This window comes from Nitrosospira briensis (assembly GCF_900115125.1).
Classification (GTDB): domain Bacteria; phylum Pseudomonadota; class Gammaproteobacteria; order Burkholderiales; family Nitrosomonadaceae; genus Nitrosospira; species Nitrosospira briensis_A.
Genome location: NZ_FOVJ01000004.1, coordinates 149235 through 175037 on the forward strand (window position 1 = coordinate 149235; position 25803 = coordinate 175037).

Annotated in this window: 23 protein-coding genes; 15 read left to right on the top strand and 8 right to left on the bottom strand. The window is 54.3% G+C overall.

The features are described 5' to 3' along the window. Positions 1-4: 4 nt before the first annotated feature. Positions 5-613: a glutathione S-transferase gene (locus tag BMZ14_RS10285; protein WP_074797223.1), complete on the bottom strand. Its 609-nt coding sequence runs from the start codon at positions 611-613 to the stop codon at positions 5-7. A gap of 132 nt (positions 614-745) precedes the next feature. On the opposite strand from BMZ14_RS10285, the gene purB reads away from it, so the two are divergent. The 5 genes from purB (at position 746) to BMZ14_RS10310 (ending at position 7115) form a co-directional block, all read left to right on the top strand. Beyond that, positions 746-2137 carry an adenylosuccinate lyase gene (gene purB, locus BMZ14_RS10290; protein ID WP_074797225.1) on the top strand — a complete coding sequence of 464 codons (1392 nt, stop codon included), beginning with the start codon at positions 746-748 and terminating at the stop codon, positions 2135-2137. Positions 2138-2339: 202 nt separating this feature from the next. Beyond that, complete coding sequence (gene grpE, locus BMZ14_RS10295) at positions 2340-2924, top strand: nucleotide exchange factor GrpE (protein ID WP_074797226.1); 585 nt, start codon at positions 2340-2342, stop codon at positions 2922-2924. An 86-nt stretch (positions 2925-3010) separates the two neighbouring features. After that, entirely contained in the window at positions 3011-4954 is a 1944-nt protein-coding gene (gene dnaK / locus BMZ14_RS10300) for a molecular chaperone DnaK (protein WP_074797228.1), read from the top strand. A gap of 136 nt (positions 4955-5090) precedes the next feature. Beyond that, positions 5091-6197: a molecular chaperone DnaJ gene (gene dnaJ, locus BMZ14_RS10305; RefSeq protein WP_074797230.1), complete on the top strand. Its 1107-nt coding sequence runs from the start codon at positions 5091-5093 to the stop codon at positions 6195-6197. A 63-nt stretch (positions 6198-6260) separates the two neighbouring features. After that, positions 6261-7115: a PA4780 family RIO1-like protein kinase gene (locus BMZ14_RS10310; RefSeq protein ID WP_074797232.1), complete on the top strand. Its 855-nt coding sequence runs from the start codon at positions 6261-6263 to the stop codon at positions 7113-7115. A 53-nt stretch (positions 7116-7168) separates the two neighbouring features. Here the strand turns inward: BMZ14_RS10310 and BMZ14_RS10315 are convergent, their stop codons facing one another. Both BMZ14_RS10315 and BMZ14_RS10320 read right to left on the bottom strand, forming a co-directional pair. Further along, the gene (locus BMZ14_RS10315; RefSeq protein ID WP_256208558.1) at positions 7169-7636 is read right to left on the bottom strand and encodes a YchJ family protein; all 468 of its coding nucleotides are present in this window, start codon (positions 7634-7636) and stop codon (positions 7169-7171) included. A gap of 61 nt (positions 7637-7697) precedes the next feature. Continuing rightward, positions 7698-8693: a serine/threonine protein kinase gene (locus BMZ14_RS10320; protein ID WP_074797236.1), complete on the bottom strand. Its 996-nt coding sequence runs from the start codon at positions 8691-8693 to the stop codon at positions 7698-7700. A gap of 303 nt (positions 8694-8996) precedes the next feature. Between BMZ14_RS10320 and BMZ14_RS10325 the strand changes: the two genes are divergently transcribed. Further along, on the top strand, positions 8997-9842 hold the full coding sequence (locus tag BMZ14_RS10325; RefSeq protein ID WP_074797238.1) for a peptidoglycan-binding domain-containing protein: 846 nt from the start codon (positions 8997-8999) through the stop codon (positions 9840-9842). Between the two features lie 139 nt (positions 9843-9981). On the opposite strand, the gene BMZ14_RS10330 is transcribed toward BMZ14_RS10325, so the two are convergent. The 5 genes from BMZ14_RS10330 to uvrA all read right to left on the bottom strand — a co-directional run bounded on the left by BMZ14_RS10330 (position 9982) and on the right by uvrA (position 17063). Continuing rightward, entirely contained in the window at positions 9982-10539 is a 558-nt protein-coding gene (locus tag BMZ14_RS10330) for an NUDIX domain-containing protein (protein ID WP_074797240.1), read from the bottom strand. 140 nt (positions 10540-10679) lie between these two features. Continuing rightward, entirely contained in the window at positions 10680-11993 is a 1314-nt protein-coding gene (phoR, locus tag BMZ14_RS10335; protein ID WP_074797242.1) for a phosphate regulon sensor histidine kinase PhoR, read from the bottom strand. A 42-nt stretch (positions 11994-12035) separates the two neighbouring features. Beyond that, entirely contained in the window at positions 12036-12740 is a 705-nt protein-coding gene (gene phoB, locus BMZ14_RS10340) for a phosphate regulon transcriptional regulator PhoB (protein WP_074797244.1), read from the bottom strand. A gap of 160 nt (positions 12741-12900) precedes the next feature. Beyond that, positions 12901-14247 (bottom strand): glycerate kinase type-2 family protein, encoded by a 1347-nt coding sequence (locus tag BMZ14_RS10345; RefSeq protein WP_256208559.1) that lies wholly within the window; start codon positions 14245-14247, stop codon positions 12901-12903. Continuing rightward, positions 14244-17063, bottom strand: coding sequence for an excinuclease ABC subunit UvrA (uvrA, locus tag BMZ14_RS10350; protein ID WP_074797246.1), 2820 nt, complete (start codon positions 17061-17063; stop codon positions 14244-14246). Before uvrA ends, BMZ14_RS10345 begins: the two co-directional genes overlap by 4 nt. A 165-nt stretch (positions 17064-17228) precedes the next feature. Between uvrA and BMZ14_RS10355 the strand changes: the two genes are divergently transcribed. The 9 genes from BMZ14_RS10355 (at position 17229) to rlmD (ending at position 25779) form a co-directional block, all read left to right on the top strand. Beyond that, positions 17229-18614, top strand: a complete 1386-nt coding sequence (locus tag BMZ14_RS10355; protein ID WP_256208560.1) for an MFS transporter — start codon at positions 17229-17231, stop codon at positions 18612-18614. Continuing rightward, positions 18615-19076, top strand: a complete 462-nt coding sequence (gene ssb, locus BMZ14_RS10360) for a single-stranded DNA-binding protein (protein WP_074797250.1) — start codon at positions 18615-18617, stop codon at positions 19074-19076. 268 nt (positions 19077-19344) lie between these two features. After that, a complete protein-coding gene (locus BMZ14_RS10365; protein ID WP_074797253.1) occupies positions 19345-19638 on the top strand; it encodes a ComEA family DNA-binding protein in 294 nt (97 codons plus the stop codon). A gap of 155 nt (positions 19639-19793) precedes the next feature. Continuing rightward, entirely contained in the window at positions 19794-20681 is an 888-nt protein-coding gene (gene cysM / locus BMZ14_RS10370; protein ID WP_074797255.1) for a cysteine synthase CysM, read from the top strand. A 542-nt stretch (positions 20682-21223) separates the two neighbouring features. Next, positions 21224-22867 (top strand): YdbH domain-containing protein, encoded by a 1644-nt coding sequence (locus BMZ14_RS10375; protein WP_256208562.1) that lies wholly within the window; start codon positions 21224-21226, stop codon positions 22865-22867. Between the two features lie 7 nt (positions 22868-22874). Beyond that, positions 22875-23123: a hypothetical protein gene (locus BMZ14_RS10380; RefSeq protein ID WP_074797324.1), complete on the top strand. Its 249-nt coding sequence runs from the start codon at positions 22875-22877 to the stop codon at positions 23121-23123. 11 nt (positions 23124-23134) lie between these two features. Next, on the top strand, positions 23135-23563 hold the full coding sequence (locus BMZ14_RS10385) for a YdbL family probable chaperone protein (RefSeq protein ID WP_074797258.1): 429 nt from the start codon (positions 23135-23137) through the stop codon (positions 23561-23563). 66 nt (positions 23564-23629) lie between these two features. Next, positions 23630-24415, top strand: coding sequence for a 3'-5' exonuclease (locus tag BMZ14_RS10390; protein ID WP_074797260.1), 786 nt, complete (start codon positions 23630-23632; stop codon positions 24413-24415). Continuing rightward, complete coding sequence (rlmD, locus tag BMZ14_RS10395; protein ID WP_074797261.1) at positions 24412-25779, top strand: 23S rRNA (uracil(1939)-C(5))-methyltransferase RlmD; 1368 nt, start codon at positions 24412-24414, stop codon at positions 25777-25779. Before BMZ14_RS10390 ends, rlmD begins: the two co-directional genes overlap by 4 nt. Positions 25780-25803: the final 24 nt, after the last annotated feature.

Sequence of the window (25803 nt, forward strand, 5' to 3'; positions counted from 1 at the left end):
TCGGTCAGCCTCTCGGGGCTGTTTCAATAAATGGCGCTTGCTTCTCCAGGCGCTCGGAAAGGTCGGCAAGATTGGGATAGGTATTGCGCCACTCAATTTCGGAAAATCGAAAGGCCAGATAACCCAGTGCGCACCCCAGTGCAATGTCGGCCAGGGTGTAGATATTGCCGTCGCACCATTTTTTATCGCTCAGGTCGTGGGCGGCTGCTTGCAGACCCCTCGTTACTTTTGTCTGCTGGCGCGAGATCCATTCCGTACTTTGACTTGGTTCAGGGCGTTTGCGCTCGAGGAACATCGCGGCGGCAGCGTCGCAGATACCATCCGCCAATGCCTCCCAGCGTTTTACCATGATGCGCCGCCGGTTGGATTCCGGAATGAGACGGGATACGGGATTCATGTTGTCAAGATATTCGACGATCACGCGTGAATCGAACAGGCTGGTCCCATCGTCCATTATCAATATCGGCACTTTCCCCAGCGGATTGTAATCCGGTACGTGACTATCCGAATCCCAGGGCGCTTCCAGTTCAAAATTGTAACCAATATGCTTTTCAGCCAGGACGATGCGCGTCTTGCGCACATAAGGACTAGTGAGGGATCCGATGAGCTTCATGGCCAGCCTTGCCGAAGTTGTCTGGCCGCATTATATAGACTTTCCGCGACGCCGTGCACGGTCCCGGCGAATGCTGGAGGCGCGTTGCCCATGTTAGAATGGCCCCCCTGATGAACAACCTGAAATCAGAATATGAATTCATCTTCATCTTTTCTTACCGCACTCTCTCCTCTGGATGGGCGCTATAGCGCCAAGGTTGCGGCCTTGAGACCCTACTTCAGTGAATTCGCGCTGATCCGGTACCGTGTTTACCTGGAGATAGAGTGGTTCAAGGCCTTGTGTAATGCAACAGGCATCGCTGAGGCGCCGCCGCTTGCTATCGAGACCATCGCAGAACTTGACGACGTTGCGGCGGGTTTCTCGGAAACTGACGCAGAAGCGGTCAAGCTTATAGAGGCAAAGACCAACCATGATGTGAAGGCGGTCGAGTATTGGCTCAGAGAGCGTCTGACGAGAAATGTCGAGGCTGCCAGGTCTGCACAATTCATCCATTTCGCATGTACTTCCGAAGACATCAACAACCTCTCCCACGGATTGATGCTGATGCACAGCCGCGAGAGAGTCATGTTGCCGGCACTGGATAAGGTCATCGGCAAACTCATCCAGATGGCGCATGAAATGTCCGATATCCCCATGCTTGCGCGCACTCATGGTCAACCTGCGACACCCACTACGGTGGGCAAAGAGTTTGCCAACTTTGCCTATCGCCTGCTACGCGGGCGCGAACGGCTGGCCAGCGTAGCCATTCCCGGAAAAATAAATGGTGCCGTGGGCAATTACAACGCACATGTGGCTGCCTACCCCGCTTTTGACTGGGAAAAATTCGCGCAGGTTTTCGTAGAGAAACTTGGTCTGACATTCAATCCTTATACGACCCAGATCGAACCGCATGACGCAATGGCTGAGCTGTTTGACGCATATGCCCGTATTAATTCCATATTGCTGGATTTCAACCGCGACATGTGGGGGTATATTTCTTTAGCCTATTTCAAGCAAAAAACCAGAAAAGATGAAATCGGTTCGTCAACCATGCCACACAAGGTCAACCCGATAGATTTCGAGAACTCGGAAGGCAATCTGGGTATTGCGAATGCGCTGTTGCGCCACTTGAGCGAGAAACTTCCACTTTCTCGCTGGCAGCGCGATCTGACCGACTCCACCGTGCTGCGAAATATGGGCGTTGTGTCGGGGCACACCTTTCTGGCCTATGATTCTTGCAGCAGGGGATTGAACAAGCTGGAAGTCAGCCCGGAGCGTTTGGCGGAAGATCTGGAGAATGCGTGGGAAGTTCTGGCAGAGCCGATCCAGACTGTGATGCGCCGTTACGGTATTCCGGATTCCTATGAGCAGCTGAAAGAGTTGACTCGCGGCAAAAGCGGCATCACCAAGGATACGCTGCATGGATTTATTGACCGCCTTGCCTTTCCCGAGAGTGAAAAAATACGTTTGCGCGAAATGACGCCGCAGAATTACGTGGGCGAAGCAGCTATGCTGGCCCGGAAAATCGGGATTGAAAACAGCTGATTCTTGCGCGGTTTTTTCGTATATTTTCCATCTCGCTCATACGCGAGCGTATGCCCACTGGCCCTAAAGTACCGTTGGTACCATTGGGATATTCTTGCCCATTCTACAGGGTAGGCACTGCTCAATCTCCAATGATTTTTTCCGGAGCTTGAAATTAGCAAACCCATCCCGATATATCATGAACAGAAATCAGGAGGAGCCCATGACAGATGTAAAACAACCTCAATCAGACCAGCCCGAGCTGTCCGACACGAAGAGAGAAACGAGCCCGCCACAGGGTCAGGCCCAGGCCAGCGAGACAGGGAAGCCCGAGGTGGAGTCGATGCCGAGTCTGGAACAGTTACTGAAAAAAGCCGAACTGGACGCCGCGGAACATTACGACGCCTGGCTACGCGCCAAGGCAGACGCCGAGAATATAAGAAAACGAGCGCAGATCGACATTGCAAATGCCCACAAGTACGCGATCGAGAATTTTTCCGTCGAACTGCTCGCGGTGATGGACAGCCTGGATGCTGCACTGGCAGTGGAAAATGCGACAGTCGAAAATTTCAAAAGCGGAATGGAATTGACGCTTAGGCAGCTCACGGCTGCTTTTGAAAAATTCAATATCAAGGTGATTAATCCTCAGGGTGAAAAATTCGATCCGCATCTGCATCAGGCCATGTCCGTGGTGGACTCGGACCTTCCTCCCAGCACTGTAGTGCATGTGATGCAAAAAGGTTACGTTCTGAACGACCGTGTGATTCGACCTGCACTGGTGATGGTTTCCAAGGCTAAAGAGACTTGAAATTCGAATCTTAATCCCCATTTTTCGCAAAGACGGATATTTCGCATAGCCGAATATCGATACTAACTACTAACAAGGATCCAATCATGGCAAAAATTATTGGCATTGACCTCGGCACCACCAATTCGTGCGTGGCGGTCATGGAGAACGGGAAGCCCAAGGTAATAGAGAACTCGGAGGGGGCGCGTACAACGCCTTCAATCGTTGCCTACACCGAAGACGGTGAAATTCTGGTGGGTGCGTCCGCAAAACGACAGGCTGTCACAAATCCCAAAAATACCCTGTTTGCGATAAAGCGCCTGATCGGGCGCCGCTTCAACGAGGAGATGGTGCAAAGGGACATCAAAATGGTGCCCTATAATATTGTCAAGGCTGACAATAATGACGCCTGGGTAGAAGTGCGCGGCAAGAAAATTGCTCCGCCGGAAATTTCCGCACAAGTGCTGATAAAAATGAAAAAAACCGCGGAGGATTATCTGGGTGAGCCAGTGACCGAAGCCGTAATTACCGTTCCTGCGTATTTCAACGATTCCCAGCGCCAGGCAACCAAGGACGCCGGCCGCATAGCGGGCCTGGAAGTCAAGCGCATCATCAACGAGCCGACTGCCGCGGCACTGGCTTTCGGCATGGATAAAAAAGAAGGCGACCGGAAGGTGGCCGTATATGACCTGGGTGGGGGCACTTTCGATATTTCCATTATCGAAATCGCGGAAGTGGAGGGTGAGCACCAATTCGAGGTACTCGCGACCAATGGCGACACTTTCCTTGGTGGCGAGGATTTCGATTCCCGCGTAATCGAATATCTCGTGGATGAATTCAAAAAAGAAAACGGCATAGATTTGAAAAAAGATATGCTCGCCTTGCAGCGCTTGAAGGATTCCGCGGAAAAAGCAAAAATCGAACTCTCATCCAGTCAGCAGACCGAGGTCAATCTGCCCTACATTACCGCCGATGCCTCGGGTCCCAAACATTTGGCAGTGAGAATTACCCGGGCCAAGCTGGAAAGCCTCGTGGAAGAGCTCATAGAGCGAACCGTAGAGCCTTGCCGCACCGCAATCAAGGATGCCGGCGTGAAGATATCGGACATTGAGGACATCATTCTGGTGGGTGGGCAAACCCGCATGCCCAAGGTGCAGGATAAAGTCAGGGAAATTTTCGGCAAGGAACCGCGCAAGGATGTCAATCCGGACGAAGCGGTTGCAGTTGGAGCGGCCATTCAGGGCGGGGTGCTGCAGGGTGCGGTAAAGGATGTATTGCTGCTGGATGTTACCCCGTTATCGCTGGGTATCGAAACCCTGGGCGGCGTAATGACCAAACTGATCCAGAAAAACACCACTATTCCGACCAAGGCGCAACAGGTGTTTTCCACTGCGGAGGAAAACCAGACCGCGGTGACGATTCATGTGCTGCAAGGTGAGCGGGAGATGGCCTCCGGCAACAAGAGCCTGGGGCAATTCAATCTGAGCGATATTCCCCCTGCGCCGCGCGGCATGCCGCAGATCGAGGTGACATTCGACATTGACTCCAACGGCATACTGCACGTGTCGGCCAAAGACAAGGCCACCGGCAAGGAGAATAAAATCAAGATTCAGGCAAGCTCAGGTTTGTCGGATGAAGAGGTGCAGCGCATGGTCAAGGACGCCGAGGCGCACGCCGAGGAAGACCACAAAACGGTGGAGCTTGTCACTGTCCGCAATCAGTGCGACGCCATGATTCATTCCGTGAGAAAAACATTGAAGGAGCATGGAGAAAAGCTGAATGACGAAGAAAAATTGAAAATAGAGGAAGCGCTGAAGGAGGCGGAAGAGGCGTTGAAATCCGACAGCAAGGACGTCATCGAGGCAAAAACCCAGGCATTGGCCGAGGTATCGCATAAACTGGCGGAGAAGATGTATTCGCAGGAACAGGCCCAGCAGGGGCAGCCTGGCGCTGGCGCCGGCGACGAAGGCGCCCATCAGGGCGGTGGTGAAAAACCGGTAGAAGGCGAAGTAGTGGATGCCGAGTTTGAGGAAGTAAAAAACAAGAAATAAGCAGGCGCACCAGGCTGAAGCGCAGAGATGCGAAGATAATGCTTCTTCCGCATCCTGCGTTTTGGCATTTATCTGGAGAAGCAAGGTACCAGGCGTTGAATAATCCTCTACGCTTCCAATTTCCAAGAAAATCCATATGAGCAAACGCGATTACTATGAAGTGCTGGGCCTCAACCGCGACAGCAGCGAAGAGGATATAAAAAAAGCCTATCGCAAGCTTGCGATGAAACATCATCCGGACCGGAATCCGGATAATCCAAAATCCGAGGAGTACTTCAAAGAGGCCAAAGAAGCGTACGAAATACTTGCGGACCCGAAGAAGCGGGCTGCATACGACCAGCATGGGCATGCTGGTGTAGACCCCAACATGGGTGGAGCGGGTGCGCAAGGGTTTGCCGACGCATTCGGCGACATATTCGGCGACCTCTTCGGGGGACGCGGAGGACATGCTAATGTCTATCGTGGCGCGGACTTGCGCTACAACCTCGAAATCTCGCTGGAGCAGGCAGCACGCGGAACGGAAACCAAAATCCGCATACCGACGATGGACGCTTGTGGCACTTGCCATGGCAGCGGCGCAAAGCCGGGTACGTCGCCCGTTACATGCCCTACCTGCAATGGCCATGGTCAGGTAAGAATGCAGCAGGGGTTTTTTTCCATTCAGCAAACCTGCCCAAAATGCCATGGCAGCGGCAAATTTATTTCAAGCCCTTGTGCCACGTGCAGCGGTTCGGGAAGAGTCAAACACCATAAGACCCTATCGGTAAAAATTCCTGCCGGCGTGGATGAAGGCGACCGCATCCGTTTGTCCGGCGAGGGCGAAGCCGGGGTCAACAATGGTCCTCCGGGGGATTTGTATGTGGTTATCCATCTATCGCCTCATGCCGTCTTTCAACGCGACCACAACGACTTGCACTGTGAAATGCCGGTCAGTTTCACCACCGCCGCACTGGGGGGTGAAATCGAGATTCCCACGCTGGATGGCCATGCCAAAATCAGAATACCGGCGGAAACCCAGAGTGGAAAAATATTCCGGCTGCGCGGCAAGGGTATCAAGGGCGTGCGCAGCAATACGCAGGGAGACCTGCTGTGCCATGTCGTGGTGGAAACCCCGGTCAAACTTACCGCCCGTCAGAAGGAGCTGCTGCAGGAGTTGGAAATGCTCAATCAGGAAGACGGTTCTCGCCACAGCCCCCGTGCCAAATCATGGATGGATAAGGTCCGGGAATTCTTTGCGGAGTAGGCCGATTTCAGAAGTTGAGTTGGATGGCAGCCCGGAATTAACCCGGAAGACCGTTCGCTATCAATGAAAACCCCGAAAAGAATTGAACCGCTGATTCAGGATGGCCTGGTCGATGAGGTCATCCGTCAGCTGATGAGTGGCAAGGAAGCCGCGGTCTACGTCGTGCGCTGCGGAGAAGAGATACGCTGTGCGAAAGTTTACAAAGAAGCCCATAAGCGCAGTTTTCGCCAGAGCGTGAACTACACCGAAGGTCGTAAGGTAAAAAACAGCCGTCGTGCGCGTGCCATGGAAAAGGGTACCCGCTATGGGCGCAAAGCGCAGGAAGAGGCTTGGCAAAATGCCGAGGTAGACGCCTTGTACCGACTGGCGGCTGCGGGTGTCCGCGTGCCCAAGCCGTACAACTTCCATGAAGGTGTACTGCTGATGGAACTGTTGATGGACCTTGAGGGCAACGCCGCCCCGCGGCTCAACGATCTGACGCTCACCGCGGAGCTGGCGCGTGAATATCACCTCATATTGATCAGGCAGGTGGTGCGCATGCTCTGCGCGGGAATCATTCACGGCGATTTGTCCGAATACAACGTGCTGGTCGACAGCACCGGTCCCGTCATTATCGATCTTCCCCAGGCTATTGACGCCGCGGCCACTAACCAGGCTTTGAAAATGCTGCTGCGGGATGCCGAAAATCTGGCTGCTTACTTCGGCCGCTTTGCGCCTGAGTTGTTGGCCACCGATTATGGCAGGGAGATATGGGCGCTCTACCAAAGCAGCAAACTCCACCCGGAGAGTGTCCTGACAGGTTGCTTTAAGCAAATCGAGAGCCCGGTCGACATGAATAGTATCATGCGTGAAATCAACGACACGCTCAAGGAAGAAGAAGCGCGGCGACTTTATCGTTTACTGCGTTCAGCACAATGACATGCCTGCAGCATTTGCAACGCTTAAGGAGCGGGTAGCTTGCTCACAGAACCTCATAAGATTTCGCCATCAATATAGAACCACTTCCCGGCCTCGCGCATAAAGCGGCTGATTTCATGCAAACGATGCGCCCGGCCGTCCACCTTGTACCTCGCCACAAATTCTACCAAGGCGTTATCCGGCTCTAGCTGTTCATGACGCCTCACTTCCAGCCCCAGCCACTTGTTGCGGGATTTGCTCGCAAGTTCAAGTGAAGCGGGACGTGTGCTGTGATGCCAGGTTCCTAGCAGATAATCTTCACGGCCAAGGGCATAGGCGGTATAGCGCGAGCGCATCAGTGCTTCTGCAGTGGGCGCTGCTTCGCCGTCATCCAGGTAACGGCCACAGCAGTCGGGATATTTCTTGCTGCGGTCCGATAAAAGGGCGCGCCGCCCGGTTCCTCGTTGTTTCGCCGTTTCTTCCGCACAGCCACACGGACAGCGCATCGTTTCCGCGTTTATATCCATATATAGAAGCTGCAAGACTCAGCTGAACGTTTTAGGTGGATTTTTCGGAGACACAACACGAACACCCCCGGGAATTTTACGCATGCCACAGCGGCGGCTCATCCATGAGTGCGATCTGTTCGCGCAACTCAAGGACGCGATCCTGCCAGTAGCGTTGAGTGTTGAACCACGGGAACGCCTGCTTGAAAGCGGGATCATCCCAGCGCTGCGCCAGCCATGCAGCGTAATGGATCAGGCGCAGCGTGCGCAGCGCCTCGATCAGGTGCAATTCGCGTTCGTCGAAATCGCAAAAATCCTCATATCCCGCCAGCACATCGGCCAGTTGCCGTACCATGTCGGAGCGGTCCCCCGACAATAACATCCACAAGTCCTGCACCGCCGGCCCCATGCGGCTGTCATCAAAATCCACGAAGTGGGGACCGTCGTCCGTCCAAAGCACGTTTCCCGCATGGCAGTCGCCGTGCAGGCGCAAGGCGTGCACTTCACCGGCGCGCTCAAAGCAGTGGCGTACGCCATCCAGCGCCTGATTCACGGCACTGCGATAGGCCGCAATGAGATCCGCTGGAATGAATTCATGCGCTAGGAGGTAGTCGCGCGGTTGTTCGCCGAAGCTGGCGATATCCAGCAAGGGACGTTCGCGAAATGGCTTTAATGCGCCAATGGCGTGGATGCGTCCGAGAAAGCGCCCCATCCATTCCAGCGTGTGGCGGTCTTCCAGCTCGGGCGCACGGCCGCCGTGTTTTGGGAAAACAGCGAAGCGGAATCCCTCGAAAGCGTGCAGGGTTTTTCCATCCAGCACCAACGCGGGCACGACAGGAATTTCACGCTCGGCCAACTCCTGAACGAAGGCGTGTTCTTCCAATATCGCCGCATCCGTCCAGCGTGCGGGGCGATAGAATTTTGCGACCAGCGGCGCGCCCTCTTCCAGGCCGACCTGGTAGACGCGGTTCTCGTAGCTGTTGAGCGCCAGCAGGCGGCCATCGCTGCGGAAGCCCACGCTTTCCAGCGCGTTCAACACGCGGTCGGGAGGGAGCGTAGAAAAATCCTGGCGCGCCGCGCTACTTGTTTTCATCACTGCCAATTACTCTGGATGGAACAGCTTCGGCTTACTATTTTCATGGGGCCGTCGCATGCTGCCGGTTTTTCAAATCGGAATGACTATACCGTAAACGACTGGTGAGCGGCTATTCTCAGTATCGTATTCCAGAGTGAAATAATCGCGTCCAGCCCTGTGTCCGCCCCCACTTTTTGCTTGCCCAGCGGCTTTACTGGCAACCTTTGCGAAGTAGGATAGACAAATGGTAATTTTCACCCATAATAAATTTGTGCGGCCTTAATCAAGTTGCCACACGGAAAGAGGAAGAGAGTAAACCGAATGGCACTGATATCCAAACTGTTCACAACACCAACAGCGGATCCCAAGCTTGAAGCTTGCTTGATTAGTGACGCAGCTCATCTCACACCGGGCGCCCGCGGTGAGCACGTCAAGAAAATTCAAACCGCACTAAATGAACTGAGCAGAGGCCCGGGCAGAGAAAACTTCAATTTGGAAGTAGATGGTTTATATGGCCCTAAAACTGCTGCCGCGGTCAAGGCATACAAAAATAATCCGTCTCGACGAATTCTTCAGCCTTGGCAAACGAGCGCAGACGATATCGTCGGGAAGAGGACGATCCAGAGTCTGGATACAGAGATGGACGTCCTTGAAAATGAGAGCCCTGCGCAAGATAGATTCGTTTCGACAACCCTTGCAGGCGCCCCTCACGATCACAGCAAGTGTCCGATCGGCGCGTTCCGGCAAGGGGCCGGCGGTACGGTTTCTTTCCTGGTGAATCACTTCGGAACACCCGTGAATCCCAGGGGCGGTGGGAGGAAAATTAATCTTGGCGGCGAGGGCGAGACCAAATATCTTGGATTTGAAGATTTCCTGCCTAATTTTTTCCCAGGGCCTTTCCGGCCTTTGACATCCAGCCTTCCTCACCGATGTGCGAGCGACATCTGTTTGAGGGATGCTCCTATTTCAAAAGATGGTTCTGTCGAAAAAGGCAAGAACGAAATTCTTCGTATCGCTCAGCCGGCGTGCCGTCTCACCTTTTGCGGGGACGTGGCCAGGTTCAGGAATACTCTCTTGTCATTGGGGACGGTAGTAGAACACATTGTTATGGCAGACCCACGTTTTCCCGGGACTAATTCGGAAGCAATTGTAATCAGAATACGATAATACCAGGGCCTGATCGCTTGAATATCCCTGCACTTGGCGAAGGAGCGGCCTCATTGGCGGATGACGCAGTGCGCTGGAGTGGGAATACCACAGCTTGAGGAAATGTAAACGAGTCAAAATCGCTAGGGGAGGCAATTTGCTACCATTCGCCACGCAACAGCTTTTCCGCCCAGAACAGGCCGGAAACGGTTTTATTATCCGTAATTTTTCCTTCCCTTACCCAGTCGAGCGCTGCTGGCAGAGTAAGCGTAAATACCTCCAGATGTTCCCCGTCATCCAGGCTGGCGCCCTCGAACGCCAGTTCTTTGGCGAAGTAATAAATCAACTTTTCATCTGAATAGCCGATGCAGGGATGCAGGGTAGTGATATAACGCCAGCTTTTCGCCGTGTAGCCGGTTTCCTCCAGCAGTTCCCGCTGTGCGCACAGCAAGGGATCTTCGCCCTGATCAATTTTTCCGGCGGGCAGTTCATAGAAATCACGATGCAGGGGATAGCGATGCTGGCGCTCCAGCACCAGCTCTCCATTGTCGAGCAGCGGTATGATAACGACCGCGCCAGGGTGGATGATGTACTCGCGCACTGCTACTTTGCCATCAGGCAGGCGGGCCTGGTCGGCGCGCACATGCAGAAGCTCGCCATCGTAGACATCCTGGCTGCTGACGGTTGTTTCCGTGAGGTCGAGAACTGGCTTGGACATGAGAAAGGGGCTTTTCAATAGCGCGAATTCACGATTTCCCGAAGCGATGCCGTTTATTCTGCGTAGGCATCCGACGGTTATCTGCGTTTCAGTACGATTTCACTGCATTTGGATTATACACGCGCAAAGCAGACGGGCATTCAGCCATCTTTCCCTACAATCAGCCGTGCGGGGGGAAACCATGCACTGAAACAGCTGCCTTTGCCGGGTTCGCTGCTGATCTCCAGCCTCGCCTGATGGCAGGTGAGCACGTGCTTGACGATGGCGAGCCCCAGGCCTGTACCTCCGGTTTCACGTGAACGCCCGCGGTCTACGCGGTAGAATCTTTCCGTGAGGCGCGGGATGTGTTCGGGCTCAATCCCTATGCCGCTGTCCTGCACGGAAAATACCCCTTGCCCATCACGCACCGTCCAGTTAAGCGTGATATCGCCGCCGCAGGTGGTATAGCGTATGGCATTGCTGATAAGGTTGCTGAATGCGCTTCGAAGCTCTGCCGTATTACCCAGCAATTTTGCGGCGGCATCGATACCGAGCTTGATACGATGACGGCCGGCGCTCAGGGACTGGGCTTCATCATATAGCTGACGCAACATTTCCGGGACGTCCACGTTTTCCTGGCGGACCAGATTTTCCGTATCCTCCAGCTGTGATAGAGCCAACAGGTCTTCCACGAGATGCTGCATACGCATTGTCTGATCTGTCATGAGCATTAGCGCCCACTTACGCGTTTCAGGATCAGAATGGCTTTCGTCCGACAGTGTTTCCAGAAATCCACCTATCACGGTTAGTGGAGTACGCAGTTCATGCGAGACATTGGCGACAAAATCGCGGCGCATGGCCTGAATTCTTTCAAAACGCGTCACGTCGCGGGTTAGGAGGAGTTTTTGTTTATTGCCGTAGGGCACGAACTGTAGCGAAAGCGTCAACCCCTGGTGCCGTGATTGCTTGATTACCAGGGGTTCGGTGTAATCCTGGTCCGCCAGGTATTTGGCGAACTGGGTTTGACGCACAAGATTGGTGATATGCTGGCCGGCGTCCAGGGTGGAGTTTATGGCCAGATGTTTTTCGGCCACAGGATTACACCATTCGATACGATCCATTTCATCTATGATGATCACGCCCTCGGGCATGGCCGATGTGGCGCGGCGCAAATGTTCCAGGGCAGAACTTATATGCTGGTGACTCTGGCGCTGGTCGCGCATAAGGCGATTCAGCCGCGCAAACACGTCGCCCCATTTGCCGAAACTATCCGGTAGCGGGGATTCTTCGGTTTGCAGCCATCTGTCCAGCCTGTTCAGCTGGCGCCACTGATAAATGACCAGCAGCAGCAGCGCAAGGCTGTAAAATGCCAACGTCGTGACAATGCCCAGGGCCGCCAGGAGTATCCCGCTTACAATAGTAATCAGGATAAGGGCGGCCGCTCGTTCCCAGACGTGCTCCCAGAAACCGGACACGTGAGTTATTTCGAAGAATAAAGCTGAATCGTTGTTTTCATGTTATTCCATGCTTGCCGCCAGACCGGCGGAGAGGCGATAGCCCGATCCTCTCACCGTTTGCACCAACCCATCCTTGCTGACTGGTTCCAAGGCCTTGCGCAGTCTGCGAATATGCACATCCACAGTACGGTCCTCAACGAATACGTGGTCTCCCCATACCTGGTCGAGCAGTTGCGAGCGGGTGTATACCCGCTCGGAGTGAGTCATCAGAAAATGCAGCAATCGGAATTCGGTAGGGCCAAGCACCACTTCGCGGTCATTTGCCGTCACCCGGTGCGCAGCCGAGTCGAGCCGCAACCCCCCGATCTCGACGACGTCGTCAGCAGCTTCCGGGGAGCGCCGCCGTAGTACCGCTTTGATCCGCGCGAGCAGTTCACGCGGCGAAAAAGGCTTGGTAATGTAATCATCGGCCCCGATTTCCAGCCCTGATACCTTGTCGCTTTCTTCAGCGCGAGCTGTAAGCATGATAATGGGAATGGTTTTGGTACGCGTTGTTCGCCGTAACACACGGGCGAACTCGACACCGCTCATTCCCGGCAGCATCCAGTCAAGAAGCACCAGGTCGGGCAGGGCGTCATTGACGATTTCCATCGCTTCTTCTGCATTTCTTGCGGAACAAACCACATGTCTGGCCTGCCGCAGGCTATACGAGATCAATTCCTGGATTGCCGGTTCGTCTTCCACTACCAGAATTGTTGCTGCCATCGGCTTTTCCTTCCACCCGTAAGATTTCGGTATTGACTTTCCTTAATATTGCCATGATATGTAAATAGTATTGCTGTTTTGTGACATTTATAAGCATCTGCTTGAAAGGGGAGGATGGAGTCCGCATCATACTGATTCTGTAGAACGGGGAAGCCTTGCCTTACAAGACCAGAATCGCCCGGTAATCGTTGACGTTAGTGCGGGTGGGACCGGTAACGATCAGATCATCGAGCTGCTGAAAGAAAGTATAGGTGTTATTGGTGGCAAGAAAAGCTGAAGCATGAGCGCCGCCCTCCTTTGCGCGTCGTAACGAATCAGGCGTGATGATTGCGCCGGCGTTGTTTTCCGTACCGTCTATGCCATCGGTATCGCAGGCGAGAGCATAAACTCCCTCCGCGCCGTCGAGTTCGATGCCGAGCGAGAGCAGGAACTCAGTATTGCGGCCGCCATGTCCGTTCCAGTCAGCGCCCCTTTCACCTTGTCCATTTGGCTCCTCTGCACGCAGGGTTACTGTCGTCTCGCCACCTGAAATAAGCGCGACCGGCGGTTTCCAGGGATGTCCATATTGACGCACCTCTTTCACCAAGGCAGCATATACCTTGGCAACTTCGCGCGCTTCGCCGGTAACGGAATCACCCAATATCACGGCAGGAATGTCTTGAGTGTGAAAATATTCCGCTGCCGCCAGCAGGGAAACATGCGCGGTCGCGATCACGCGATTTTCTACCCGATTGAAAACGGCATCGCCCGGTTTAGGCGTCTCCTTTAGCTGGCCCCGAGCACCCGCCACCAGCGTGTCCATGATGGCACCAGCTGGATGTATCTCATAACCTTCTATTATTGCCAGCGCATCCAGGTATGTTGTGGGATCAGGCGCGCATGGCCCGGAGGCGATATGGGTGGGGTCATCGCCGGTCACGTCGGAAATGATCAGCGCGAGTATCGGAGCGCGACATGAAGCTGCGAGCCTTCCGCCTTGAACTGCGGAAAGATGCTTGCGCACGGTATTGATTTCCTGAATTGTCGCGCCGCAGCCGAGCAGTTCCCGAGTGACAACTCTCAGCTGGCTCAGCGATATGCCGGCTACCGGCAATGATAGCAGGCTTGAACCGCCACCACTCAGCAGGCACAAGAGCAAATCATCGGGGCCGAGTTTTTTAACCTCGGCGAGAAGGGTTCGCGCAGCGCTCTCGCCCTGTTCATCGGGCAGGGGATGCCCTGCTTCAACTACCGTAATTTTTTCGAGAGGCAGGCCATGACCGTAGCGGGTAAGAACAATTCCATCCAATGCTGCATTTTTCGGCCAATGATTTTCTACCGCCAGCCCCATTGCGGCAGCTGCTTTGCCTGCGCCGGCTACCAGCGTGCGGCCAGCAGGAAGCAAACTGTCCGGCAGATGGCGGGGCATGATATGTAGTGGGTCGGCTGCGGCGAGTGCGTCGCTGAAGCTGCCGACCAGGAGCTGGCGGGCATACTCATGGGCATTCATATCCCTTCTGCCCGTCATGAAACGAGTATGGTTTTCAGGTAATGGCCGGTAAAGCTCCTTTCATTCGCAGCTATTTCCTCCGGCGTACCTTCGGCAATGATCTCCCCTCCGCCTTCGCCACCTTCCGGGCCGAGGTCGATAATCCAGTCCGCAGTCTTGATCACGTCCAGGTTATGTTCGATTACCACCACCGTGTTGCCGTGGTCACGCAGCCGATGCAGCACTTTCAACAGTAGATCGATGTCCTGGAAATGAAGGCCGGTAGTGGGCTCATCGAGAATATAAAGGGTGCGGCCGGTATCGCGCTTGGAAAGTTCGAGGGACAGTTTTACCCTCTGTGCCTCCCCACCGGAAAGCGTGGTGGCTGACTGGCCCAGGGTGATGTAGCCCAGGCCGACATCCAGCAGGGTTTGCAGCTTGCGCGCCACGACCGGCACAGGGTTGAAAAACTCGTGCGCCTGTTCTACCGTCATTTGCAGAATTTCGTTGATGTTCTTTCCCTTGTAGTGAATCTCCAGGGTTTCACGGTTATAGCGCTTGCCATGGCAGACATCGCATGAGACATAAATATCAGGTAGAAAATGCATTTCGACCTTGATCATGCCATCGCCCTGGCAGGCTTCGCAGCGGCCGCCCTTGACGTTAAAGGAGAAACGGCCGGGACCATAACCGCGCTCGCGCGCCTGCGGCACACCCGAAAACAATTCCCGGACCGGCGTGAACAGGCCGGTATAGGTAGCCGGATTCGAACGCGGCGTTCGCCCGATAGGGCTCTGGTCCATGTTGATGACCTTATCAAAAAAGGCCAGCCCATCCAGGCTCTGATACGGCGCGGGCTCCGCCGCGCTGCCATATAGATGACGCGCCGTGGCGTGGTAGAGCGTTTCGTTGATGAGCGTAGATTTGCCGGAGCCCGATACGCCTGTTATGCAAACGAACAATCCCACAGGGAGGCAGAGATTGGCGTTCTTCAGGTTATTGCCAGTTGCGCCTTCAATTCTGAGCCACCGATCGTTCTTCGGTTGCGTGCGCTTTTCAGGCAGGGCGATAGCCAATTCACGGGAAAGGTACTTCCCGGTGAGAGAGCCGGGATTCTTCTGAATGGCCTCGGGCGTTCCCTGGGCGATGACCGAGCCGCCGTGCTCGCCTGCGCCCGGGCCCATGTCCACCACGTGATCCGCGCTAAGTATGGCGTCCTGGTCGTGTTCCACTACAATGACGCTATTGCCGAGATCGCGCAGGTTCTTGAGTGTTTCCAGCAGGCGCGCATTGTCACGCTGATGCAGGCCGATGGAAGGCTCATCCAGCACATACATCACGCCGGTCAGTCCTGACCCTATCTGGCTGGCGAGGCGAATGCGCTGGGATTCACCACCCGACAGGGTATCGGCGGAACGATCCAGCGACAAATAATCCAGCCCGACGTTATTGAGGAATAATATCCGGCTGGAAATTTCCTTGACGATCTTCTCGGCGATGGCGAATTTATGCCCCGTTAGTGTTACCTGGTCAAAAAACGCTTTTGCCTCCCTCAGGGGCAGGGCGTTGATTTCATAAATCGCCTGGCCGCCTACATGGACGTGGCGCGCTTCGCGCCGCAACCGGGTGCCCGCACATTCCGGGCAGGCCTGGGAGTTGAGGTATTTTGATAATTCCTCACGCACGGCGAGCGACTCGGTTTCCTTGTAGCGCCGCTCCAGGTTGGGAACGATTCCTTCGAACGAGTGTTTCCGTTGGTTCCGCGTACCGCTCTCATTCAGATACGAAAATACGATTTTTTCCTTGCCCGACCCGTTCAGGACGATGTCCTGGATATCCGCAGGCAGTTGCTCAAAAGGTATTTCCAGATCAAACCCGTAGTGACTGGAAAGGCTGGCCAGCAACTGGTAATAGAACTGGTTGCGCCGATCCCAGCCTTTGATCGCGCCGGATGCCAGCGACAAATGCGGGAAGGCAACAACGCGCTTGGGATCGAAAAAAGTGATCTTTCCCAAGCCGTCGCACTTGGGGCAGGCGCCCATGGGGTTGTTGAATGAGAATAAGCGCGGTTCGAGTTCCGGCAACGAGTAGCTGCATATCGGGCAACTGAACTTGGCTGAAAAAAGATGTTCCTTGTCCGAATCCATTTCCACCGCCAAGGCGCGTCCATCGGCGTGGCGCAGCGCAGTTTCAAAAGACTCCGCCAGCCGCTGCTTCGATTCAGGCGAGACTTTAAGCCGGTCCACCACCACTTCCACCGTATGCTTCTTGTTTTTTTGCAATTTGGGCAGCGCATCGATTTCATATACCTCACCGTCGACCCGCAGCCGTACGAAACCCTGCGCACGCAATTCATCGATCAGATCCATCTGTTCGCCCTTGCGCCCCACGACGAGCGGCGCGAGTATCATCAGGCGGGTATCCGGCGGCAACTGTTGTACATGATCGACCATTTGCGAGACGCTTTGTGCTGTCAACGTAATGCCATGCTCGGGGCATTGTGGATCGCCTACCCGCGCGAACAACAGCCGCATGTAATCGTGTATTTCAGTGACGGTGCCGACGGTGGAACGCGGATTGTGCGAAGTGGCTTTTTGCTCGATCGCGATGGCAGGGGATAAGCCCTCGATCAGGTCGACGTCGGGCTTCTCCATCAATTGCAGGAACTGGCGCGCATAGGCGGAGAGCGACTCGACATAGCGCCGCTGACCTTCCGCATAAAGCGTGTCGAACGCGAGCGAAGACTTGCCGGACCCTGATAAACCGGTGATTACTATCAAGCTGTTTCGCGGCAAATCAAGACTGATGTTTTTGAGGTTGTGCGTGCGTGCACCGCGAATTTTTATGAATTCCATCTATTGCTTCCAGTTGCTGCTCATGGGTTACTCAAGGCTACATACTACTTTTAGCCAGGCTGCCCTAGAAACAAGAGGCAGCCGGAACAACCTGAGGCTGGGCTATCTGAGTGCCGGTCAAACCTGTTAATATACGCAACTTTCCGCGTTTTCCCAATCTGATTCATGTCGTCCTCATCCCCCCACGAGAAAATGTCACCGATAGAGTTGCGCGCGACCGCCGGGCTCGCCGGCATCTATGGCTTGCGCATGCTGGGGATGTTCATCATTCTGCCTGTATTCGCGTTTTATGCCGAGCATCTACCCGGTGGCAGCAACTATACCCTGGTGGGTATTGCGCTCGGCGCATATGGACTGACCCAGGCGGTACTGCAGATTCCTTTCGGCTGGTTATCAGACCGGTTCGGGCGCAAACCCGTCATTTACGTCGGACTGATCCTGTTCGCTGTCGGCAGTTTTATCGCAGCCTCCGCCACCGATATTTACGGCGTTATCTTTGGCCGCATCATTCAGGGCGCGGGCGCGATTTCCGCAGCGGTAATGGCCCTTGCCGCCGATTTGACCCGTGAAGAACATCGCACCAAGGCAATGGCGGCAATCGGCATGACGATAGGCGCAACCTTTGCGCTTTCCCTGATTATCGCGCCCGCATTAAATCGCCTGATTGGCGTGCCGGGCATTTTCGTCATGACCGGCGTGCTGGCGCTGGTGGCGATGACGGTGGTTTCAAGAATCGTTCCCGATCCGGTAATCAGCCGTTTTCATTCCGACACCGAGGCATCCGTCGGACGTTTTGGTAACGTATTGCGTGATCCGCAACTGCTGCGCCTGGACTTCGGCGTCTTTGCACTGCACGCGGTGTTGATGGCGCTGTGGCTGGTTGTGCCCTTATCGTTGCGCACCGCCGGGCTGGCGGCAGACCATCACTGGCAGGTATATCTGCCCGTATTGCTTGTTTCCATGATCATGATCATTCCGGCCATCATTTATGGCGAGAAAAAGGCAAAGCTCAAGCAAATATTCGTCATTTCAATTGCCGTCCTGCTGGTGAGCCAGGTATTGCTGGCGTATACGTCCGATTCATTATGGGGCACCGCCACTGCATTGCTGGTGTTCTTCGCCGCATTCAACCTGCTGGAAGCCACGCTGCCTTCGCTCATCTCGAAGATTGCGCCAGTTGGCGCAAAAGGCACGGCTATCGGCATCTATAGTAGTGTCCAGTTTCTCGGCGCTTTTGTAGGCGCAACTGCCGGCGGCTATCTATACCAGCACCACGGCAGTTCTGCGCTGTTTGCATTCTGCGGTATCCTCCTGGCATTATGGCTGGTGTTTGCAGCCACCATGAAAGCGCCTGCCGCCGTGCGTACCAGAATGTATCATGTGCAGGAAATGGATACAGGCAAAGCTAGCGGGCTATCACGCCAATTGGCCGCACTTCCCGGTGTGCATGAGGCGCTGGTGCTGGCGAGCGAAGGCGTGGCATACCTGAAAGTGGATATGAGCGGTTTTGACGAGCAAGGCGTTGTTCAATTATTGGGGGGAGAAGCTTAAATGGCATCAGTCAACAAGGTAATACTCATCGGCAATCTCGGCAAAGACCCAGAGACTCGTTACATGCCCAATGGCGACGCAGTGACGAACATCACGCTGGCTACCACGGAAACGTGGAAAGACAAAAACGGCGAAAAGCAGGAAAAAACCGAATGGCACCGCGTCACCTTTTATCGCAAACTAGCCGAGATTGCTGGGGAATACTTGAAGAAAGGCCGGCCGGTTTATGTCGAGGGAAGGCTGGAAACGCGCAAATGGACTGATAAGGCAGGGGTTGAGCGATACACCACCGACGTTATTGCCACTGACATGAAAATGCTGGGCAGCAAGCCGGGGAGCAGCAGTTATGAAGGAGCGGACAGGGATGAGGGCAGTTTTGCGCCGAGTCCATCTTCTGGTAGTAAAGCCCCGGCCAGAAGCAGCAGCGGGTTTGATGATATGGATGACGATATTCCGTTTTGAAGGTTACCTGCGATTCCCCGGTAAAAATATTAGTCAAAAGCCACCAACTGTAACGGGGATCGACGACGTTTAAACTCCATCATTTTAACCAAGACGAATAATTCACTTAACTCTGCATTTATCCCGTAATTTACTCTAACGATAGATCTGGGAGAGAAGTAGAAGTTGCTGATGCTATTTTTCACTCTGATGCTTCCTTTGCGGGGCGGGGAAGCACTCGAAGTTAAATCATCTCTCTGAATACATCCTACCCAACTGTAAAAAAGACATGAACAAAGTATTCCTGCTTCTTGTCATGTTCTTCGCCTTTACCGGCCCAGCTTATGCGGTTGTCAACATCAATACTGCAACTCAAGCCGAGCTTGAAACACTTCAGGGGATCGGCCCGGCTAAGGCTAAAGCCATTATTCATCATCGCAAGAAAAAAGGGTCGTTCAAGTCACCAGGCAATCTGGAAGATGTCAAAGGCATTGGCCCGGCAACGATGAAACGGCTTCGCAAGGATATTACTGTTGGCGGCACGACAACGCTCAAGAAGGAAAGCAGGTCCGCTATCCGGTAACGACCAAATGTATCGGTAGGATGGGTGGAGCAGAGCGCAACCCATCAGTTGATGCGATGGGTTGCAGCTTGCACCCCCCCATCCTGCCATCCCGTCGTCGCGCGAGCCGGAACGTGTGCGATAATCCCGCATATCCTTCTGCAAATTACATCGTCATGTACAAAGCCCTGGAAGATTTTGTAGGCAATACGCCGCTGGTAAAACTCAAGCACTTGCCGGGTAATACCAGCAATGCCGTCCTCGCCAAGCTGGAGGGTAACAATCCGGCGGGTTCGGTAAAGGATCGTCCGGCGCTGTCGATGATTACGCGTGCGCAAGAGCGTGGTGATATCAAGCCGGGCGATACGCTGATCGAGGCTACCAGCGGCAATACCGGTATCGCGCTGGCGATGGCAGCGGCGGTGATGGGTTATCGCATTGTGCTGATAATGCCTGAGCACCTGAGCATAGAACGGCGACAATCGATGAAGGCTTTCGGTGCGGAAATCATACTGACCTCAAAAGAGGGCAGCATGGAAGAAGCGCGGGATGTGGCCGACCGCATGCGCGATGAGGGACGAGGCATCATTCTTGATCAATTTGCCAGCCCTGATAATCCGCGGGCACATTACGAGGGCACTGCGCCCGAGATCTGGCGGGATACTAAAGGAAGAATTACCCATCTGGTGAGTAGCATGGGCACGACCGGAACCATTATGGGCTGCTCCAGGTACTTCAAGGAAAAAAACCCGGGAGTTCAGATTATCGGTGTTCAGCCGGAAGAAGGGGCGCAAATTCCCGGTATCCGAAAATGGCCGGAAGCCTATCTGCCAAAAATCTATGATGCGAGCAAGGTAGATGCCATTGTGCTCGTTTCGCAGGCTGAAGCCGAGGAGATGACACGGCGGTTGGCGAGCGAGGAAGGAATCTTTGCCGGGATTTCCTCAGGAGGCGCAATGGCGGCGGCGCTCAAGATTTCCACGGAAATAGAAAACGCGACCATAGTCTCAATCGTATGCGACCGCGGCGATCGTTACCTTTCCACAGGTGTTTTTCCGGCCTGAACGTAGCGTTTCGACGCATCTCATGCATTCGGTTGGCGAAATGGCGTGACGTCATCCGTCATTGCATGAGCAATGCCCGGTTCTGTAGGGGAGCGTTAATACGGTGGACCTTGGGCTATATGGTAAGGCTGTTCGTCATAATATTGCCAGTATTCTTTGCTGTTACTTCGTTTGCATACGCGGATCCTGTAATTACCCTGTCGATCGATGATGTTCGCAGTCCCCTTCTAAATACCGCAGGGGTTCAAGCCAGCCTGACCGGTTCAAAAGAATCATTGCTGGACATACAACTTGATGAAGTCGCGATACAGGGAAAAGTCTGGCGTGGCCTGCGTTTTTCCTGCCATAAATTTCAGATTGATAATGGCTTGGTCCGCTGTGATGAGGGCGTGCTGACGTCGGCAAGGTCAGCGCCGTTACTCATATCATTCCAATTTTCTTCCCGCCATAAGATTCTCGACGTAACAATCCAAACCTCATCCAGTGAGGGTAGGGAAAGCTGGACGCTATCAGCACACTGGGGAAAGCCTTCCTGGGGGGGTATGCTGACCGTTACAAACGGGGATATTTCACGGATTGCGGAATTTTTACCGGTTGGCGAAAACGAAATTTTACCCACGCCGATTCAGGGAAAAGGAACAATCAATGGCTCGATCAAGCTGCACGGTGACGGCGACGGACTCGCCGGAATTGATGCGGACTTGGCGTTGGATGGGCTGGGGTTTAGTGACGCGACTGGTTTGCATGCTGGCGAAAATATCAGTGGCGAAATCAACGCAAAGGCAGTGCGTAAAGGGGACGGGCAGGGCCACTTATGGAAGTGGAATGCTGATGTGAACTGGCCGAGCGGTGAAGTGTTCTGGCAGCCACTTTATTTCTCCGCGCAGGGCCAGCGTCTTACCGCCAGTGGCGAATTGAATGAGAATATCGTCCGCATTGTCGAGGGTAAACTTGTCCTTTCTGGTATCGGCGAGATGGATTTATCAGGTGTGATCGAGCGACCAGCGAACACGTTGCGGGATTTCGATTTGAGTGCCGACAATCTCGAATTATCCATGCTGTTCAGTCAGGTGCTGAAACCGTTTCTCGCGAATACCCCTTTTGCCGATCTGAAAGCTGCCGGGCAGGCCGGAATAAGATGGCGTTACCGGAACAGCGCCCACGAATCGCTTGACGTCAACTTGCGCGATGTATCGGTGGAGGATGAGCGCGGGCGCTTCGCATTTAGCGGCGTCAATGCCCGCATTCCCTGGCAGATGCAAGGCGCAAATGGAAAGCACGAGCCAACCACTGCGGATATCCACATCCAAAGTAGTCAGTTAGGCCGGATACCGATTGGCGAGCTGCATATTCCGCTGAAAATGGAAGGGTGGAATCTCAGCATCCCGCGATTGACGGTACCCGTGCTCGACGGCACGCTGACGCTTGAGAACTTCAGCGCGTCGAGGAAAGAAGGCCAGGCTCAGGAGTGGCAATGGCAATTCAGCGGAGGGCTCTCACCCATCTCCATGCAGAAGCTGACCGAAGCGCTGGGAGTCCAGCCGATGCACGGTACTTTATCCGGCGAGATACCAAGGGTCAGCTACAATGGCTCAACCGTCGAAGTGGAGGGCGCCTTGCTTGTCAGGGTGTTCGACGGCACAGTGTTGATATGGAATCTGAAGGCGCTCGACCCCATGGGGCCTGCCGCAACACTTATGGCGGACGTGGATATGCGCAATCTCGATCTCAACCTGCTCACGGGTACGTTCTCATTCGGTAATATGCAGGGCCGCCTGGATGTGGCAATGCATGATCTTGAGCTTTTTAACTGGAAACCGGTAAAGTTTGACGCGAGCCTCACAAGCAGCCCCGGCAATTATCCGCGCCGCATCAGCCAGGCCGCCGTACAGAATATCTCCTCTTTAGGCGGGATGGGTGCCGCAGCTGCAATTCAGCGCAGTTTCCTGCATTTTTTTGATGATTTCGGCTATTCAAAAATTGGCTGGAGCTGTTCATTACGCAATGGGATTTGCCACATGGACGGGATAGCGTCGGAGCCCATGCCGAACGGTTATCTTATCGTCAAGGGCGGCGGAATCCCGGCTATTACAGTGATAGGCTATAATCGCGAGGTCGATTGGTGGGAATTGGTGAGCCGGCTGCAGCGAATAACTCAGGTTAGCCCCAAACCCATCATTAATTAGGATGGATATGAAAAACACAAGTTTTCACGCGTGGCTGTTGATATCGGCGAGCACACTGCTATCGGGATGTGTCACCATTAATATTTATTTCCCCGCTGCCGCTACCGAGAAAGCAGCAGACAAGATAATAGAAGAAGTATGGCAACTCAAGAAGCCGGAGGGAGGTGGGCAGGAGGGTGGGGATAAATCCACTCCTTCCGACATCGCGCCGCAACCTTCCACACAGTCGCAGCAACCGCTGCCACCGCAACAGTAGAGGCGAATATCATGGCTAATCCGGTCTTTCTTTTCCGTTTGATACTGCTGATGCTGCTATCGATGATGCCGCTTTCCGGCTACACCCAGGCAAATATCGAAATTGACACTCCGGCGATTGCAAGCCTCAAGCAAAGCATGCAGCAGCGCCATAAGCAGCTCGAGCCATATTATTCGAGAGGCGCTGTAGGGCTTACACATGACGGCCTTATTGCCATGCATGACGCCAATGCCCTGCCATTGTCGGCACGCCAACCGGTCAACACCTTGATTGCGGCTGAAAACCAGGACAGGAATGCTCTTTACCGGGAAATCGCCCGCGCCAATAGCCATCCAGAATGGGAAGGGGATATACGTTCCACTTTTGGCCAGCGCTGGATACAGTTGGCTCGGCCAGGATGGTGGTATCAGAACGCAAGCGGTTCCTGGGTCAGAAAATAAGAAATAAGGCTTTAATCCTGCAGCCCCGGCAAACGCCAGCTTACCAATTTCTTTGAAATCCCACGCGTGACTCCCATACTGGTTTTTGATATCGAGACCGTTCCCGACATAGAGGGACTGCGCAAGCTTCACGACCTTCCCCAGCAACTTGCGCCGGCGGATATTGCCGATATGGCGTTTCAGTCGCGCCGCCAGGCTATCGGCAGCGACTTTCTGCAATTGCATCTGCAAAAAGTAGTGGCGATTTCCTGCGTGCTGCGCGACAAAAATGATATTCGAGTATGGTCGCTGGGAAACCCGATGGATTCCGAGGCGGAACTCATCCGGCGCTTCTTCGAAGGGATAGAGAAGTACAGCCCGCAGTTGGTCTCCTGGAACGGTGGTGGCTTCGACCTGCCGGTGCTCCATTATCGCAGCCTGATCCACGGCCTTCAGGCTCGGCGCTATTGGGATATGGGCGATGACGACCGCGATTTCAAATGGAACAACTACCTTGGCCGCTACCATACGCGCCATCTCGACTTGATGGACATACTCGCGCTGTATCAGCCGCGTGCCAATGTACCGCTGGACGAGTTGGTGAAGCTGATGGGTTTTCCCGGCAAGATCGGGATGGATGGCTCCCAGGTCTGGGGCGCCTTCCAGAATGGCGAAATTGCCGCCATCCGCAATTACTGCGAAACCGATGTGGTGAATACCTATCTTGTTTTTTTAAGGTTTCAGCTCATGCGAGGAGTTTTCGATAACGAACAGTATCAACGCGAATGCGAGCTGGTGCACTTCACCCTGAGCAAGTCTTCCGAATCTCACTGGCAGGAGTTCCTTGGCCAGTGGTCCTGGCCGGTTGCATGAGCCCTCCGGTTCGGGAGCGATCAGGCGCAAATAAGCCTGCCGCCGTTGTCATCGAATCCCTTGATCAGGAAGGCCGTGGCGTTGCTCACGCCGAAGGCAAGGTTATCTTCATCGAGGGTGCGCTGCCCGGTGAACTGGTTACTTACAACGCATATCGGAAAAAATCAAACTTTGACCTGGCGCAGGTTGGGGAAGTTCTCAGGGCGGGATTTGTGCGTGTGGCGCCGAAATGCCGCCACTTCGGGATATGTGGCGGGTGCAGCCTGCAGCATGTGGATACCCGTGCCCAGGTGGCGGCAAAACAGCGTGTTCTGGAAGATGATCTCAAGCATATTGGCAAGGTAGAGCCCGAACTTATATTGCCTGCTGTGTATGGAGAAGCCTGGGGCTATCGGTATCGCGCACGATTATCAGTCCGCTATGTTGTTAAAAAAAATGCGGTGCTGGTCGGGTTTCACGAAAAGCGCAGCAGTTTCGTGGCCGACATGCAGGCTTGCGAAATCATGCCCGCACGCATTTCCAGGCTCATCATGCCATTGCGAAAACTGGTGGAAGGCCTGTCGATCCGCGAGCGTCTGCCGCAGATCGAGGTGTCGCTGGGCGAGGATGTGGATGTGCTGGTTTTGCGCGTCCTGGAACCACTGATTCCGCAGGATGAATCATTACTCAAGGCGTTCGCCGATCAGCATCACGTTCAGTTTTTTTTGCAGCCTGGCGGTCCTGCGACGGCTTACCCTTTTTATCCGGAAAACGCGCTTGAGTTGAATTACACTCTGCCGGAATTCGATGTCGTCATGCCGTTTCATCCTACCGAGTTTACCCAGATAAATCCCTCCACGAATCGCGTACTGGTACGGCGGGCGCTGAATCTGCTCGATCCGAAAGCGGGGGAGCGCATTGCGGACTTGTTCTGTGGATTGGGGAATTTCTCCCTGCCCATCGCGCGACGCGGCGCGCAAGTCGTGGGTTTTGAGGGCAGCGCAGGCATGGTTCACCGCGCCGGTGAAAATGCGAAACGCAATGGTCTTGCGCGCAACACGCAATTTATCGAAACCAACCTGTTTGAAATAGATGAAGCCTGGACGGAACAGCAGGGGTATTTCGACAAAATGCTGATTGACCCCCCGCGCGAAGGCGCCATCGCTGCGGTGACTTCCCTCGCAAAAGAAGAGATCAGGCCCAGGCGTATCGTTTATGTGTCCTGCAACCCGGCTACGCTCGCGCGCGATGCAGGTGTGCTGGTGCATCGGAACGGATATTTATTGAAGGCCGCGGGCGTGATAAACATGTTTCCGCATACCGCGCATGTCGAATCGATCGCCCTGTTTGAAAAAACCACTAGTGGGGCGAAAGAGCAGAAATGAAAAGGGCGGCTGTTGCCAGCCGCC

Bases quoted from the DNA above. Each gene is read 5' to 3' on its own strand.
- BMZ14_RS10285 (WP_074797223.1), bottom strand. From the start codon at position 613: ATGAAGCTCATCGGATCCCTCACTAGTCCTTATGTGCGCAAGACGCGC.
- purB (WP_074797225.1), top strand. From the start codon at position 746: ATGAATTCATCTTCATCTTTTCTTACCGCACTCTCTCCTCTGGATGGG.
- grpE (WP_074797226.1), top strand. From the start codon at position 2,340: ATGACAGATGTAAAACAACCTCAATCAGACCAGCCCGAGCTGTCCGAC.
- dnaK (WP_074797228.1), top strand. From the start codon at position 3,011: ATGGCAAAAATTATTGGCATTGACCTCGGCACCACCAATTCGTGCGTG.
- dnaJ (WP_074797230.1), top strand. From the start codon at position 5,091: ATGAGCAAACGCGATTACTATGAAGTGCTGGGCCTCAACCGCGACAGC.
- BMZ14_RS10310 (WP_074797232.1), top strand. From the start codon at position 6,261: ATGAAAACCCCGAAAAGAATTGAACCGCTGATTCAGGATGGCCTGGTC.
- BMZ14_RS10320 (WP_074797236.1), bottom strand. From the start codon at position 8,693: ATGAAAACAAGTAGCGCGGCGCGCCAGGATTTTTCTACGCTCCCTCCC.
- BMZ14_RS10325 (WP_074797238.1), top strand. From the start codon at position 8,997: ATGGCACTGATATCCAAACTGTTCACAACACCAACAGCGGATCCCAAG.
- BMZ14_RS10330 (WP_074797240.1), bottom strand. From the start codon at position 10,539: ATGTCCAAGCCAGTTCTCGACCTCACGGAAACAACCGTCAGCAGCCAG.
- phoB (WP_074797244.1), bottom strand. From the start codon at position 12,740: ATGGCAGCAACAATTCTGGTAGTGGAAGACGAACCGGCAATCCAGGAA.
- BMZ14_RS10345 (WP_256208559.1), bottom strand. From the start codon at position 14,247: ATGACGGGCAGAAGGGATATGAATGCCCATGAGTATGCCCGCCAGCTC.
- uvrA (WP_074797246.1), bottom strand. From the start codon at position 17,063: ATGGAATTCATAAAAATTCGCGGTGCACGCACGCACAACCTCAAAAAC.
- BMZ14_RS10355 (WP_256208560.1), top strand. From the start codon at position 17,229: ATGTCGTCCTCATCCCCCCACGAGAAAATGTCACCGATAGAGTTGCGC.
- ssb (WP_074797250.1), top strand. From the start codon at position 18,615: ATGGCATCAGTCAACAAGGTAATACTCATCGGCAATCTCGGCAAAGAC.
- BMZ14_RS10365 (WP_074797253.1), top strand. From the start codon at position 19,345: ATGAACAAAGTATTCCTGCTTCTTGTCATGTTCTTCGCCTTTACCGGC.
- cysM (WP_074797255.1), top strand. From the start codon at position 19,794: ATGTACAAAGCCCTGGAAGATTTTGTAGGCAATACGCCGCTGGTAAAA.
- BMZ14_RS10375 (WP_256208562.1), top strand. From the start codon at position 21,224: ATGCTGACCGTTACAAACGGGGATATTTCACGGATTGCGGAATTTTTA.
- BMZ14_RS10380 (WP_074797324.1), top strand. From the start codon at position 22,875: ATGAAAAACACAAGTTTTCACGCGTGGCTGTTGATATCGGCGAGCACA.
- BMZ14_RS10385 (WP_074797258.1), top strand. From the start codon at position 23,135: ATGGCTAATCCGGTCTTTCTTTTCCGTTTGATACTGCTGATGCTGCTA.
- rlmD (WP_074797261.1), top strand. From the start codon at position 24,412: ATGAGCCCTCCGGTTCGGGAGCGATCAGGCGCAAATAAGCCTGCCGCC.